Here is a 15,238-nt window from a genome sequence, read left to right on the forward strand (position 1 = left end):
GGCCATGCCCCTTCTTCGCCGCGTCAAAACTCTGCAGCACGTGTTCGGCCATGCCATTGGCCAGCTCGTGCTCGCCAATGAACACTTTGCCGGCGTTTTCCGCGCGCAGCAATTCCGCCTCTTCCTCGCTGTGCGTGCGCACCACCGTCATGATGCTCGGGTTCAGCGCGCGCGCCGTCTCGATCATGGCGCGTACGTGGAAGGTGTCCGGCGTGGCGATGACGAGCATGGTGGCGTGCGTGATGTGCGCCTGGATCAGCACGGCCGGTTCTCCCGCATTGCCGGCCACGGCCGGAATGCCCTGCTTGCGCAGCTGGTCGACGATTTCGCGGTTTTCCTCGGCCACGACGAAGTGGATGCCCCGTTCCATCAGGGCGGCGGCGATGCGCCGGCCCACGCGGCCGTAGCCGACCAGGACGATCTGGCCCGACAGCTTTTCCTGCGGCACCGTCATCGGCAGCTCGGCCAGCGGATCCGTGGTGCGCTCGAACTTGCGCGCGAAATCGCTGTTGTTCATCACGCGCAGCAGCGGCTTGGCCATGCTGAAGACGAGCGGGTTGAGGGCGATGGACAGGATGGCGCCGGCCAGGATCAGGCTTTGGCCTTCCAGCGGCATCAGGCCCAGGGACAGGCCCAGCGCGGCCAGGATGAACGAGAACTCGCCGATCTGCGCCAGACTGGCCGAGACGATGATGGCCGTTTTCGGCGGATAACGCAGCGCCATCACCAGCAAAAAGGCGGCAATCGACTTGCCGAAGATAATGATGGCGCACACGGCCAGCACTTGCAGGGGCTTGTCGATGAGGATGTTCGGTTCGAACAGCATGCCGACGGAAACAAAGAACAGCACGGCAAACGCGTCGCGCAGAGGCAGCGACTCTTCCGCGGCGCGGTGGCTCAGTTCGGATTCGCGCAGCACCATGCCGGCGAAGAAGGCGCCCAGCGCGAACGACACGCCGAACAGCTTGGTCGAAGCGTAGGCGATGCCGACGGCGGCGGCGATCACGCACAGGGTGAACAGCTCGCGCGAGCCGGTGCGCGCCACTTGCCACAGGATCCATGGGAACAGCTTGCGGCCGACCACCAGCATGAAGACGATAAAGCCGGCTACTTGCCCCAAGGTCACGGCCAGGGTTTGCCACAGGCTGACGGCCTCGGCATCCGGCGCGACCTTGCCGCCCAGCACGCCGGCAAACGCCGGCAGCAGCACGAGGACCAGCACGGTGACGAGGTCTTCCACCACCAGCCAGCCGACGGCGATGCGGCCATTGAGGGAGTCGAGGATGCCCCGTTCTTCCAGCGCGCGCAGCAGCACCACGGTACTGGCCACGGACAGGGCCAGTCCAAAGATCAGTCCGCCACCGAGGGTCCAGCCCCACCAGTGCGCCAGTCCCATGCCCATCGCCGTGGCGACACCGATCTGCAGGATGGCGCCGGGCAGCGCGATCTTGCGCACGTCCCACAAGTCTTCAATGGAAAAGTGCAGGCCGACACCGAACATCATCAGCATCACCCCGATTTCCGCCAATTGTCCCGCTATTTCCGCATCCGCCACGAAACCGGGCGTGGCCGGTCCGATGATGATGCCGGCGGCCAGATAGCCGACCAGTGCCGGCAGTTTCAGGCGCGCGGCGATGAAGCCGAAGATGAGGCCGAACCCGAGGGCGGCGGCGATGGTGGTAATCAGGCTGATGTCATGGGGCATGCGTGTGGGGTTCCTTATGGGGACGTGCGGATAGAAAAAGATGTTGCTCAGCGACCAAGTATAAACGCATCAAAGCCCCTGCCGGAAAATTTCCTGCGGCTTTATTGCAAAAAACCTGTGCTATATCTTCGTCCAGGTGGCCGCGAACGCATGTCATCCACCTCGAACATCGCCTAATTCAGGAGTCAGGCGATGTTACACCCATGCGCTCAGAGCTTGCGCACGACCACGCAGCCGATGGAATAGCCGGCGCCGAACGAGCAGATGACGCCCGTGGCGCCCGCCGCCATGTCATCCTGATATTTATGGAAGGCGATGATGGAACCGGCTGACGAGGTATTGGCGTAGGTGTCGAGGATCACGGGCGCTTCGTTCTCTTGCGCGTCGCGGCCCAGGATCAGGCGCGCGATCAGCAAATTCATGTTCAGGTTGGCCTGGTGCAGCCAGTAGCGCGAGACTTGCGCCACTTCCACGCCGGCCTTGGCCAGGGTCGCCTTGATCATCTCGGCCGCCATCGGGCACACTTCCTTGAAGACCTTGCGGCCTTGCTGGCGGAACAATTTGTCCGCCTGGCCCACGCCGGATTCGTCAAAGCGGTTGAGGAAGCCGAAATTGTTGCGGATGGCATTCGAGAAGCGCGTTTTCAGTTCCGTGCCGATGATCTCGAATTGATGCTGCGACACGGCCGTGTCTTTTGCTTCGACGATGATGGCGGTGCAGGCGTCGCCGAAAATGAAATGGCTGTCGCGGTCGCGCCAGTTCAGGTGGCCGCTGGTGATTTCGGGATTCAACACCAGCACGGCGCGCGCCTGGCCGCTTTGCACGGCGGCCACGGCTTGCTGGATGCCGAAGGTGGCGGACGAGCACGCCACGTTCATATCAAAACCATAACCATCGATGCCCAGCGCATCCTGCACTTCCACGGCCATGGCCGGGTAGGCGCGCTGCATATTGCTGCAAGCGACCAGTACCATGTCGATATCGGCCGGCGTGCGGCCGGCGCGGGCCAGCGCATCGTGCGCGGCGGCGACAGCCATTTCCGCCTGCAGCGACAGTTCGTCATCGCCCCGTTCCGCAATGCGCGAGACCATGCGCGCCGGATCGAGGATGCCTTCCTTTTCCATCACGAAGCGCGACTTGATGCCGGACGCCTTTTCGATGAAGGCCACGCTCGACAGATCCAGCGCCGTCACTGTGCCCGCGGCGATCGCGTCGGCGTTGTCGGCATTGAATTTTTCCGCGTAGGCATTGAAGCAGGTGACCAGCTCTTCGTTGGAGATCGAAAATGGCGGCGTGTACAGTCCGGTACCGCTGATGACGACTTGTTTCATGGTTAAACTTTCAAATTTGGCAATCGACGTGGCGCCGATAAGTGAAGCAAATTTTACACAAACAGGCTCGACTGTAGAGAGTTTCGTGTTGCGGGGCAGGGGAAGTGTGGCGGAAGATTGATTTATGTCGCGTGGACGGCTGACCGGGGGGCATGGCGCCCCCCGTCGGTACTGCTTACTTTTTCTGTTCTTTCTTGACGTCGGCTTGCACCACCACCGGTTCGGCCTTGGCCAGTTGCACCGGCAAACCTTTCAGGTGGTTCAGCGCCTGGTGCAATTGGAAATCGTCCTTGCTGCCAAATTCCAGCGGCTTGCGGGTCTTTTCCAGGGCGATGATGCGCAATTGCTCTTCCATCTCGTCGTTGACGGGGGCCGCCTTGGTGCTTTCCTTGTCGCGGTCGTTGCTCAGGTGCTTGGTCAGGTCCGCTTCGCGGATGCGCAAGCCGTTCAGGCCGTCGCCGTCCGCATTTTCATCAACCAGCAAGTCGGGCACGATGCCCTTGGCCTGGATCGAGCGGCCGTTCGGCGTGTAGTAGCGGGCTGTCGTCAGCTTGACGGCCGTGTCGGCCGTCAATTGACGGATGGTTTGCACGGAACCCTTGCCGAAGGTTTGCGTGCCGATGATGGTGGCGCGCTTGTAATCCTGCAGGGCGCCGGCGACGATTTCCGAGGCCGAGGCCGAACCCGTGTTGACCAGCACTACGAGCGGCACTTTCTTGATGGCGGCCGGCAATTTCGCCAGCGCGTCGCCTTCCGAGCGGAAGGTATAGTATTCGGCGCGGCCGTAGAACACCTGTTTCGAGTCCGGCAGCTGGCCGTTGGTCGAGACGATGGCCGCGTCCTTCGGAAGGAAGGCGGCCGAGACGCCGATGGCGCCCTGCAGCACGCCGCCCGGATCGTTGCGCAGGTCCAGCACCATGCCCTTGATGTTCGGATCTTGTTGATATAGCGCCGTGATCTGCGCGGCCATGTCGTCGACGGTGGGTTCCTGGAATTGCGATACGCGCAGCCAGGCGTAGCCCGGCTCGACCATCTTCGCCTTCACGCTCTTTTGATGAATTTCCTCGCGCGTGATGGTGAAGGCCAGCGGCTGCGGTTCATCCTTGCGGGCAATCGTCAGCGACACCTTGGTGCCCGGTTCGCCGCGCATGCGCTTGACGTTGTCGTCCAGGCTGACGCCCTTCACGGGCTGGCCATCAAGGCGGGTGATCAGGTCGCCAGCCTTGATGCCGGCGCGGTAGGCGGGCGAATCCTCGATGGGCGAGACGATCTTGATGTAGCCGTCTTCGCTGAGGCCAATTTCAATGCCCAGGCCGACGAATTTGCCTTCGGAGCCTTCGCGCAGTTCGGCGTAGGCTTTCTTGTCGAGGTAGGCGGAATGGGGGTCGAGCGAGGCAACCATGCCGGAAATGGCGTCTTCCAGCAGCTTCTTGTCTTCGACGGGTTCCACGTAATCGGACTTGATCAGGCCAAACACATCGGCCAGCTGGCGCAACTCTTCCAGCGGCAGTGGCGGCTCGACGTTTTTTTGCGCCATGGCGGAAAATTGCAGCGACACGGCGACGCCGGCCACCACGCCCAGGCCGATCAAGCCGGTATTTTTGAGTTTGCCCATCATTGCACCTTTGCAGCTAGCGTGTCTTGCACAAGCGCCAGTCCCCGTGGAGCGGCGCTTTGTTGAAAGTATAGACCTGAATCTCTACTGGCGTGGGCCGGCCATGGAAAAAGCGTGCCTGGACCCAGTCTACGCGCGAAAACGGGGCTGCCAGCTTGCCATATGTTGCGGTTTTGTATGCGATGTATAGTTACTCTTGAGGGGAGTAAGCATTTGTAAGAGTCGAAAAAAAGCGTGTGCCGCGGCCCTATAGTGGACTCGCATTCTCGACCCGAAGTGGTTTTGCCTGCGTCCACGGACGCAGGCTTTTTTTTATCCGGAGCCTGCATGACCTCGTTGACCTTTTTCTCCGCCATGCGCCGTTTCAGCCTGGCCTTGCTGCTGGGCACCACCGCCTTGACCGCCTCGGCCGTGCCGATTGCCGACATGCGCCTGGAAGACTTGCTGCCGATGGCGCCCGATTTCAAGGCCGAATTGAAGCTCAATGCGAATCAAAGCACCTTGTGGCAACAGGTGGAAGGGAAATCGCGCCAACTGTTGCGCGAACGCAAGGCGCGCCGCGAACGCCTGCAAGCGGGCGTGACGCAGGGTTTGCAAACGCCCCGGCTGGAGCTGCGCGACTTGCTTGCCGGCCTGGATACGGAAAGCACGCAGAGCCTGGCTGAAGAAAAGCAGCTGCGCGAGTGGTGGCTGAGCGTCAACGATGCCCTCGACGAGCACCAGCGCCAGATGGTGGCCCAGTTCATCGCCGGCCAGATGGCGCGCGTGATGGACGCCGCCGCACCCCGCAGTGAATCGCACGGCGCGCCCGGTGGCGAGCATGGCGGGCGCAAGGGCGGCAAGGGAGGAATGGGCGGCGCGGGTGTGAGCATGGGTAGCGGCGGCGCCGGCATGACGTTGCCCGGCAACTAAGGGACAACCAAGGGGCAACCAAGGGGACAGTCCGGGGGCAAGGATGGTCAAATGGCATGCTCACGTGCTACATTCCTGCAGCGCCTGGCGCGGCAGGCTATCCGCCCGAAGCCATCCGCCCGGTCTTTTTGACATGCCCCATAAGGACAATCCGTGAATCGCTATCTCTTGAGCAGTCTGACCCTGACCCTGTTGGCTGCGTTTGCCCATGCCGCCGAACCCGTATCCGCCGCTGCCGCCCCGACCGTGGCTCCAAGCGCCGCACCTGCCGCCGCTGGCGTCGTTTCCGGCATCGACGTGCAGTACATCGACCCCGCCGTGCGCGTGCAGGACGATTTCTTCACCCATTTGAATGGCAAGTGGCTGGCCACGGCCGAGATTCCTGCCGACAAGTCGAGCTGGGGTTCGTTCGCCAAGTTGCGCGATGACACGACGCCACAATTGCGCGGCATCATCGTCGCTACGCAACAGGACAAAAACAAAAAAGCCGGTTCCGAAGCGCAGAAAATCAGCGACCTCTACGCCAGTTACATGGATGAAGCCAAACTCGATGCGCTGGGTACGAAGCCGCTGGCCGGCGAATTGAACCGCATTCGCTCGCTGCGCGACAAGAAGGGCGTGCCCGCCCTGATCGCCCACCTGAGCCAGGCGCGCGTGTCGACCCCGTACGCCGTGTATGTGGGCCAGGATGCCCGCGCCTCCACCAAATACGCCGTGTATGTGAGCCAAAGCGGCCTGGGCATGCCTGACCGCGATTACTACCTGGAAGCCAAGCAGGCTGGCGTGAAAGAAAAATACCAGGCGCACGTGGAAAAAATGCTGGCCATGGCCGGCGACAAGAATGCCGCCGCCCGCGCCAAGGCTGTTGTTGCGCTGGAAACGGCCCTGGCCGAAGTGCAATGGACCAAGGTTGAGAACCGCGACCCCGTGAAACGCTACAACAAGACCGACATCAACAAGCTCAACGAGCTCACTCCCGGCTACGACCTGAAGTCCAGCCTGGCTGCCTTGGGCATCGCCAACAAGGTCGATTACGTCATCGTCAACCAGCCGAGTTACCTGGCCGGCTACAACAAGGTACTGGCCGCAAGCGACCTGGACACCGTGAAAGCCTACTTCGAATGGCAGTTGCTGAACAGCTATGCCAGCTATCTGTCGAAAAACTTCGTCGACGAGAACTTTGCCTTCTATGGCACGGTACTCAGTGGCGTGACGGAAAACCAGCCGCGCTGGAAGCGTGGCGTGGGCGCCGTCGAAGGCGTGCTGGGCGAAGCCGTCGGCAAACTGTATGTCGCGCAATATTTCCCTGCGGAGCGCAAGGCGCACATGCAGGAACTGGTGAAAAACGTGCTGGCCGCCTACAAGGACAGCATCGACACCCTGGACTGGATGAGCCCGGAAACCAAGAAGGAAGCGCAAGCCAAGCTGGCCAAGTTCACGCCGAAGATCGCGTATCCGAACAAATGGCGCGATTACACGAAGCTGCAAATCGTCCAGGGTGACCTGGTGGGCAACATCATGCGCGCGGCGAATTTCGCTTCGGCGCGCCAGGTGGCCAAGCTGGGCAAGCCGATCGACCGCGAAGAGTGGGGCATGACGCCGCAAACGGTGAACGCCTATTACAGCTCGACGATGAATGAAATCGTCTTCCCGGCCTCGATTCTGCAGCCGCCGTTCTTCGACGCCAACGCGGACGACGCCGTCAACTATGGCGCCATCGGCGCCGTCATCGGCCATGAAATCAGCCATGGCTTCGACGACAAGGGCAGCCAGTCCGATGGCGACGGCAACCTGCGCGACTGGTGGACCCCGGCCGACCGCAAGAATTTCGCCGCCAAGGCCGACGCGCTGACCAAGCAATACGATGGCTACAGTCCATTGCCGGGCTACAACGTCAACGGCGCGCTGACCCTGGGTGAAAACATCGCCGACAACTCGGGCGTCGCGATCGCCTATAAAGCCTACAAGATTTCGCTGGGCGGCAAGCCGGCGCCCGTACTCGATGGCTTGACGGGCGACCAGCGCTTCTACATGGGCTTTGGCCAGGTCTGGCGCAGCAAGATGCGCGAAGCGCAGCAGATCGTGCAAATCAAGACCGATCCGCATTCGCCGGGCCAGTACCGTGCGAACGGCACCATGGTCAACCAGCCTGGTTTCTATGAAGCGTTTGGCGTGAAACCGGGCGACAAGATGTATGTTGCCCCGGAAAACCGCGTGATCATCTGGTAAACGTCATATCCATGTAAACGTTATCTTGTCACAACAAAAAAGACCACTTGCGTGGTCTTTTTTGCATTCTGGTCAAAGTTTTTTCTGTCGTTTCGGCCGGTATGCTACAGTCAAAAACCGGGCCAGAAGCCTTGGGCCTTCTGACCCTTATATTCCACACAATATAATATAGAGGACAATCGTGAATCGTTATTTGTTAAGTGCATTGACCCTGAGTTTGCTGGCCGGCGTGTCCGGCATGGCTGGCGCCGCTGATAGCGCCAAGAAAGCCGCTCCCGCCACGGCCGTCGCCGCCGCGGCGCTGACGTCCGGCATCGCCGTCGAATACGTCGATCCTGCCGTGCGCGCGCAGGACGATCTGTTCCAGCACCTGAATGGCAAATGGCTGGCGGAAACCGTGATTCCTGCCGACAAGTCGAGCTGGGGCAGCTTTGCCAAGCTGGCTGATGATACGCAAACGCAGCTGCGCGGCATCGTCGAAGGCGCCGCCGCTGACAAAGCCCGCGCGGCCGGTTCGAATGCACAGAAAATCGGTGATTTTTATAACAGCTTCATGGATGAAGCCAAGCTGGAAAGCCTGGGCTTGAGCCCATTGAACGCGGAACTGGCGAAGATCGCCGCGCTGCAGGACAAGGCGGAATTGCCAGCCGTGATTGCCCACTTCAGCAAGCTGGGCGTGACTTCGCCTTACGACTTCGGCATCCACCAGGACGCCAAGGATTCCACCAAATACGTGGCCGACATCGTGCAAAGCGGCCTGGGTTTGCCTGACCGCGATTACTACCTGGAAGCGGGCAAGGCCGATACGCGCGCCAAATACCTGGCCCACGTGGAAAAAATGCTCAGCCTGGCTGGCGACGCGAATGCCGCCGCCAATGCCAAGGCCATCCTGGCGCTGGAAACGGAACTGGCCAAGGCGCAATGGAGCAATGTGCAGAACCGCGATCCCGTCAAGACCTACAACAAGGTGGAATTGGCGAAACTGGCCAGCGTGGCGCCAGGCTACGACTGGGCCCGTTACCTGAAGGACACGGGCATTGCCGGCAAGGTCAATTATGTGATCGTCAGCCAGCCCAGCTATCTGAAAGGCTTTGCCGAGATCGCCAACAAGACGCCGCTGGACACGTGGAAAGCATACTTCCAGTGGCACTTGCTGCACGCTAACGCCGGCTATCTGCCAAAAGCGTATGTCGATGAAAACTTCGCTTTCTATGGCACCACCCTGACGGGTGTGACGGAAATGCGTCCGCGCTGGAAACGCGGCGTGGGCGCCGTCGAAGGCGCGCTGGGCGAAGCCGTGGGCCAGCTGTACGTGGAACAATATTTCCCGGCCGAACGCAAGGTGCGCATGGAAGCGCTGGTGAAAAATCTGATGACGGCCTACCAGCAAAGCATCGACAAGCTCGACTGGATGAGCCCGGTCACCAAGAAACAGGCGCAGATCAAGCTGGCCAAGTTCACCACCAAGATCGGCTACCCGAACAAATGGCGCGATTACTCGGGCCTGACGGTGGCGCCGGACGATTTGATCGGCAACATCCAGCGTTCGCACTTGCTGAACTACAACCGCGAATTGAACAAGCTGGGCCAGCCTATCGACCGCGACGAGTGGGGCATGACGCCACAGACCGTGAACGCCTATTACAACCCGGAACTGAACGAAATCGTCTTCCCGGCCGCCATCCTGCAAGCGCCGTTCTTCGACGCCAACGCGGACGACGCCGTCAACTATGGCGCCATCGGCGGCGTGATCGGCCATGAAATCAGCCACGGCTTCGACGACCAGGGCGCCCAGTACGACGGCGACGGCAACCTGCGCGACTGGTGGACCAAGGCTGACCATAAAAACTTCGCCAAGAAAACCAAGCAGTTGGTGGCGCAGTACAACAGCTTCAGCCCGGTGAAAGGCCACTTCGTCAACGGCGAACTGACCCTGGGCGAGAACATCGCCGACAATTCCGGCGTGGCAATCGCGTACAAAGCATACAAATTGTCGCTGAACGGCAAGAAAGCCCCCGTCATCGACGGTTTCACGGGCGAGCAGCGCTTCTACGCGGGCTTTGCCCAGGTATGGCGCATGAAAATGCGTGAAGCGCAGCAACTGGTCTTACTGAAAACGGATCCGCACTCGCCAGGCCAGTTCCGCGCCAACGGCACCATGCGCAACCAGCCCGGCTTCTATCAAGCCTTCGACGTGAAACCGGGCGACAAGATGTATCTGCCGCCGAAAGACCGCGTCATCATGTGGTAACAGCAGTGCTGACGCACTAGCACCGAGCCGCCCCGCTATCAAGCCGGGCGGCTTTTTTACGCCGTGTGATCTGGCACAAACTGCGGACGAAAAAAAACCGCCCATCCGGGCGGTTCCTGGTTCAGCGCGCTGGCTGAATTATTTGGCAGGCTCGGCTGCCGGAGCAGCGCCATCAGCGGCAGCGGCCGGTGCCGGCACTTCCGGTTCCTTGAACTTGCCGCCCGACGCGTTGGCGATGTAGACGACGGCGCGCGCCACTTCCACATCGTCGAGGTCCGGATTGCCGCCCTTGGCCGGCATCGCGCGCAAGCCTTCGATGGCGTGTTTCAGGACCGTATCGTAACCCTGGGCCAGACGGGCCGACCAGCCGCCCGCGTCGCCAAATTTCGGCGCACCGGCCACGCCGGCGCCATGGCAAGCCACGCAGGTCGCTGTGTACACGGCTTCGCCGCTTTGCAGCACTTTCGGACCGCTGGCATCCTTGAAGGTAAAGCCGGCATTGGCCACCGGGCTCAGGCGCTCGGCAATGGCTTCCGGCGACTGGCTGTCCGTACCGGCGCCCGTCAGTTTTTGCGCCGTGACGAACTGCACCAGCAGGATGATGCCGATGACGGTGATGAGGAAGAAGCCAGCTACGGCGGCAAGCAATTGTTTAGGCGTTTTGATCGCTGATTGTTGTTCGTTATGTGCGTCGCTCATGATGTCCTTAGTCCAGATTTGAAACTGATGGCCGTGTAAGGTAGCATTTTTACATGCTTGGATGTAAACCTTTATGAAACCCACAATTATAGGCACAAAAATTGAGCAGTGACATGCAATTGCCAGCGATACGACAGTTTCCGTAGACGTAGGTAAAGAAAAACGGTATCCTTCGCATCACTTCAGAAATTCCCCCTACGCGGCTGTAGCTCAGTGGATAGAGTATTGGCCTCCGAAGCCAAGGGTCGTGGGTTCGATCCCCGCCAGCCGCACCAAGATGTCCCTCGTCGTTTCCTCAATTATTCTTCCCCTCTGTTCGCAGTTGATGGCTTGCCCGTGCTTGTCCCTGCACATATTGTTATACTATTTTGGTTGCGTTTATTGCGTTTGACTCGTAAGCTTGAATGAAAAGCAGGGAGGAATGCCATGTCGAATGTAATCGATCGTCTGGAAAATAAAGAAGATCTGGAACTGGCGAAAGCGGCGCAGCGCTGCCTGGTCAGTGCGCTGGATCATTCGCGTGCCGTGCAGATTGCCGTTCTGGAAGAGGGAGCGCAAGACTTGGGCGATGCCCCCTTGCTGCGCTTGCCGCCGAATGTGTTGCGCCTGTTTGCCGATGTCCTGGGTACCCTGGCGCAAGGTAAGGCCGTGACGGTCATGCCGAAGGAACATGATGTGACGACGCAGGAAGCGGCGATGTATTTGAATATGTCGCGGCCTTATCTGGTGCGCCTGCTGGAAGCTGGGAAGATTCCCCATCATAAGGTGGGTACGCACCGCCGGTTGCGCTTTGAGGATGTGGTGCAATACAAGGATGAGCGCAAACGGCGTTCGCAACAGGCCTTGCAGGCCTTGGCAGATCAGGCGCAGGAGCTTGAACTGGGGTACTGATGGCCGGATACTACCGTTACACTGCCGTCCTCGATGCCTGTGTGTTGTACCCGGCACCCTTGCGCGATTTATTGCTGAGTTTGGCGGCGGACGGTATCTTCAGCGCACGCTGGACTGCGCAGATACAGGAGGAGTGGCAGCGCAACTTGCTGCTCAAGCGGCCTGATCTGGACCCTTCGGCCTTGGCGCGCACCAGCGCGCTGATGGCCGAGGCAGTGGAGGACGGCGTAATCGAGTCATACGAATATCTGATTGATGCCTTGGTCTTGCCCGATGCCGACGACCGGCACGTGTTGGCGGCAGCCATCGTGGGGCATGCAGACGCTATCGTCACATTCAATCTCAAAGACTTTCCAGACGCGATCATGCGAGGGCACAACATTGAAGTCTTGCACCCCGATGATTTTTTGGTAGCGCAGTATGAACTCGCGCCGATACGCATGCTCAGTGTCGTCAAGGAAAACCGGGCACGCTTGCGAAAACCGCCCAGATCCGCCGCCGAACTGATTGCCACCTACGAAGCGCAAGGCTTGCCGCAACTGGGCAAGTTGCTGCGTTCCGCGATTGCCTTGCTCTAGCCTCCGCTCCACCGCTCCGCCACCCTTGAAATACCTGCCTGCGTTTTCCTGAGGCTTGAACTGCTTTTTTCAGGCACCGCCCTGCCTGAAACGTCCCTGACGCCCCTGCCGTTGTCTGTTTACAACCTCCAAAGTCCTTCCAGCCGCCGATATCAAAATTGATATCGAAACAGTGGAAAAATTGATTGGAGAGATTATCGCCCAGCCCCTAAGATAAACGCCGAGCATGCGAACGACATGCAAGCGATACAAAAAATATCAATACAATATCTGGAGATTCATGATGCGCAACGCCACCGGCCCGCTCGCGGCCACTTCCCCTCGTCCATTCACCTTGAAGGCAGCCGTTGCGGCATTGGCCGGTATTGGCTTGCTGAGCACGGCTTCAGTGTGGGCGCAGGATGCGGTGGCTGCCGATGCCGGTGCCGAGCCTGCTGCGGAAGTGTCGGTCGTGACCGTCAGCGGCGTGCGCCGCTCGGCCCAGAATTCCCAGCAGATCAAGATGCGCTCGGACCAGGTCATCGATTCCATCGTGGCCGATGATATCGGCAAATTCCCCGATAACAACGTGGCCGAGACGCTGGCGCGCATTTCCGGCATCCAGATCCGCCGCGATTCGGGCGAAGCGAGCGCCGTCATGATCCGCGGCTTGCGCGATGTCACGACCCTGCTCAACGGCCGCGAACTGTTCACCACCACGGGCCGCTACGTCAACCTGGCCGACATTCCCGCCACCATGCTGCAGCGTGTGGACGTGTACAAGTCGCAGGGCGCGGACCAGGTCGAAGGCGGCGTGGCCGGCATCATCGACGTGCGCACGAATCGCCCCTTCGATTTCAAGGAGTTTACCGCCAGCGTGAATACGCGCGCCGTCTACAGCGATAAATCCAAGGCCACCGACCCGAACATCAGCGGCATGGTGGCTAACCGCTGGAAGACGGGCATCGGCGAAGTGGGCGCGCTGCTGGGCTTGTCGCAACAGCAGCACCGCTACCATGAAGAGCGCGCATTCAATACGGCGCCCGTGGATAAAAGTTTCCTGTTGCCTGGCTTGACGGGGCCGGACCAGGTGGGCTTGCTGCCGATCAAGGGCGACCGCCGCCGCACGACCGCCAATGCCGTGCTGCAATGGCGCCCGAACGCCGACGTCGAACTGTATGCGGAAGGCATGGCCACGCGCTTCCTGCTCGATGCCGAGTCCGATTACTTCGTCGGCTTGCCATGGTGGGGCACGCCCGTGTCGGCAACAAAAATTCCCGGCACCGACCAGCTGCAAACGCTCACGTCCACCAATGTCAACACCATCATGTCGACGCAGGCGAACAAGAACCAGACGAAGACGCATCAGTTTGCCGTGGGTGGCTTGTGGGATATCAACCCGGAATGGCGTTTCACGTCGGAAGTGGCCAGCACCAAAAGCACCTATGCCTGGCGCAACCCGATTCTCGACGCGATTACCGTCGTGCCGAATGCCCGCATCAATACCAACCAGAACGGCACCTTGCACGTCGACTACACGGGTGTCGATTTGCAAGACCCGTCGAACTACTATTTGAAGGGCTTTTTCGACCGCTACGGCCGGGATCAGGGCAGCTCGAACGATGTGCGCGCCGACCTGGCGTACACGCCGAGCGCCGGCGGCATCTTCAAGGAAATCAGCGTCGGCTTGCGCGGCGTGAAGCGCGAAGCCGAATCGATCAAGAGCTTCGAGGGCAATGCGGAAGCACCGGACGTGTCCGGCGCCGCGTTTCCGTTCAGCCGTCAGAGCGTCACGTCGATTCCGGGCCTCAATTGCCTGTCGGAACCGATGTCCAGCGGCGGACCCGACTATGGCTTGAAGCAGTGGTACACGCCGTGCGCCAGCTTCCTGCTCAATAACACGGGCACCATCCGCGAAGCCGTCACGGGCAGCAGTACCGCGCGCGCCATGGATCCGGGCTCCTTCTTCAAGGACACGGAAAAGACGTATTCCATCTATACCAAGGCGAAGGTCGCCTTCAAGCTGGGCGCCTACCCCGTCGATGGCACCCTGGGCGTGCGCGTCGTGCGTACCGAGCAAAGCTTGCAAGGCAACAGTTCGCAAGATGGCGTCTACACGCCCGTCATCAGCGACACGGCCAGCACCGACGTGCTGCCGAGCGTGGCCTTGAAAATCAAGCTGCGCTCGGACCTGGTCGGCCGCTTCGCTGCGGGCCGCACCATCAGCCGTCCGGGCTTTTCCCAGCTGAACCCTGGCGTGGCTCTGGTCAACTCGACGGAAACGGTGAAGGCGACGGGCGCGGGCGGCAATCCGAACTTGAAACCGGTCACGGGCGACAATGTCGATGCCGCGCTGGAATGGTATTTCGCGCCAGCCGGTTCCGTCACGGCCACCGTGTTCCACCACAAGTTCGACGGCTATATCCAGCAACGCATTTCCAGCGAAACCATCGCCGGCAAGACCTATGACGTGGACCGCCCGTACAACACGGCCGCCGGCAAGTTGCAGGGCCTGGAAATTGGCTACCAGCAGTTTTATGACGGCTTGCCGGGCCTGTTGAGCGGCCTGGGCTTGCAGGCGAACGGCACCTACATGAGCGGCACTACCGATGACGAGACGGGCAGCCATGCCATCACGGGCGTCTCGCGCTATGCCTACAACCTGGTCGTGCTGTACGAAAAAGACGCCTGGTCGGGCCGCCTGGCCTACAACTGGCGCTCGAAATTCATCGACAGCTACAACCAGGGCGGCCCTGGCCTGGACTTGAAAGTGGCGGCCACGGCCCAGCTCGACGGTTCGCTGTCGTACAAGATCAACGACCAGTTCACCGTGACCCTCGACGGGAATAACTTGCTCGACACCAAGTTCAAGGATTACTGGAACGAGCCGGGCGTGTATGCGCGCGATACGCGCCGCTATGACCGGACAGTTGGCGTATCACTGCGCTGGAAGATGTAGCTTGATCGCATCGTAAAAAATCAAGGGCGTTGCCATGGTTTCGGCCGGCAACGCCCGTGTCAGTTGGGCAGTCACGCACGATTCATCAT

The 15,238-nt window shown here is 60.5% G+C and carries 10 protein-coding genes and 1 tRNA gene; 7 read left to right on the forward strand and 4 right to left on the reverse strand.

All coding sequences use genetic code 11. The features are described from left to right. From ybaL to HWE17_RS19240, 3 genes are all read right to left on the reverse strand, one after another. Positions 1–1,705: YbaL family putative K(+) efflux transporter (ybaL, locus tag HWE17_RS19230; protein ID WP_176389837.1), on the reverse strand; the 1,705-nt coding region annotated here is incomplete at its 3' end. Between the two features lie 209 nt (positions 1,706–1,914). Beyond that, entirely contained in the window at positions 1,915–3,036 is a 1,122-nt protein-coding gene (locus HWE17_RS19235; RefSeq protein WP_176389838.1) for a beta-ketoacyl-ACP synthase III, read from the reverse strand. Positions 3,037–3,211: 175 nt separating this feature from the next. Next, a complete protein-coding gene (locus HWE17_RS19240; RefSeq protein WP_176389839.1) occupies positions 3,212–4,654 on the reverse strand; it encodes a S41 family peptidase in 1,443 nt (480 codons plus the stop codon). Positions 4,655–4,978: 324 nt separating this feature from the next. On the opposite strand from HWE17_RS19240, the gene HWE17_RS19245 reads away from it, so the two are divergent. The 3 genes from HWE17_RS19245 to HWE17_RS19255 all read left to right on the forward strand — a co-directional run bounded on the left by HWE17_RS19245 (position 4,979) and on the right by HWE17_RS19255 (position 10,043). Then, a complete protein-coding gene (locus HWE17_RS19245; protein ID WP_176389840.1) occupies positions 4,979–5,563 on the forward strand; it encodes a hypothetical protein in 585 nt (194 codons plus the stop codon). Positions 5,564–5,716: 153 nt separating this feature from the next. Beyond that, a complete protein-coding gene (locus HWE17_RS19250; protein WP_176389841.1) occupies positions 5,717–7,792 on the forward strand; it encodes a M13-type metalloendopeptidase in 2,076 nt (691 codons plus the stop codon). Between the two features lie 181 nt (positions 7,793–7,973). Then, a complete protein-coding gene (locus HWE17_RS19255; protein ID WP_369681752.1) occupies positions 7,974–10,043 on the forward strand; it encodes a M13 family metallopeptidase in 2,070 nt (689 codons plus the stop codon). A gap of 138 nt (positions 10,044–10,181) precedes the next feature. Here HWE17_RS19255 and HWE17_RS19260 read toward each other — a convergent pair whose 3' ends face one another. Beyond that, complete coding sequence (locus tag HWE17_RS19260; RefSeq protein WP_035823637.1) at positions 10,182–10,742, reverse strand: cytochrome c5 family protein; 561 nt, start codon at positions 10,740–10,742, stop codon at positions 10,182–10,184. A gap of 199 nt (positions 10,743–10,941) precedes the next feature. Between HWE17_RS19260 and HWE17_RS19265 the strand changes: the two genes are divergently transcribed. From HWE17_RS19265 to HWE17_RS19280, 4 genes are all read left to right on the forward strand, one after another. Beyond that, a tRNA-Arg gene (locus HWE17_RS19265) sits at positions 10,942–11,017 on the forward strand. Between the two features lie 151 nt (positions 11,018–11,168). After that, positions 11,169–11,633: a helix-turn-helix domain-containing protein gene (locus HWE17_RS19270; RefSeq protein ID WP_035823639.1), complete on the forward strand. Its 465-nt coding sequence runs from the start codon at positions 11,169–11,171 to the stop codon at positions 11,631–11,633. After that, a complete protein-coding gene (locus HWE17_RS19275; RefSeq protein ID WP_176389842.1) occupies positions 11,633–12,211 on the forward strand; it encodes a putative toxin-antitoxin system toxin component, PIN family in 579 nt (192 codons plus the stop codon). The genes HWE17_RS19270 and HWE17_RS19275 overlap by 1 nt, the downstream gene beginning before the upstream one ends. A gap of 280 nt (positions 12,212–12,491) precedes the next feature. Then, the gene (locus tag HWE17_RS19280) at positions 12,492–15,149 is read left to right on the forward strand and encodes a TonB-dependent receptor (protein WP_176389843.1); all 2,658 of its coding nucleotides are present in this window, start codon (positions 12,492–12,494) and stop codon (positions 15,147–15,149) included. Positions 15,150–15,238: the final 89 nt, after the last annotated feature.

The organism is Janthinobacterium sp. BJB401, assembly GCF_013372745.1.
In the GTDB taxonomy this organism is placed as follows: Bacteria; Pseudomonadota; Gammaproteobacteria; order Burkholderiales; family Burkholderiaceae_D; genus Janthinobacterium; species Janthinobacterium rivuli.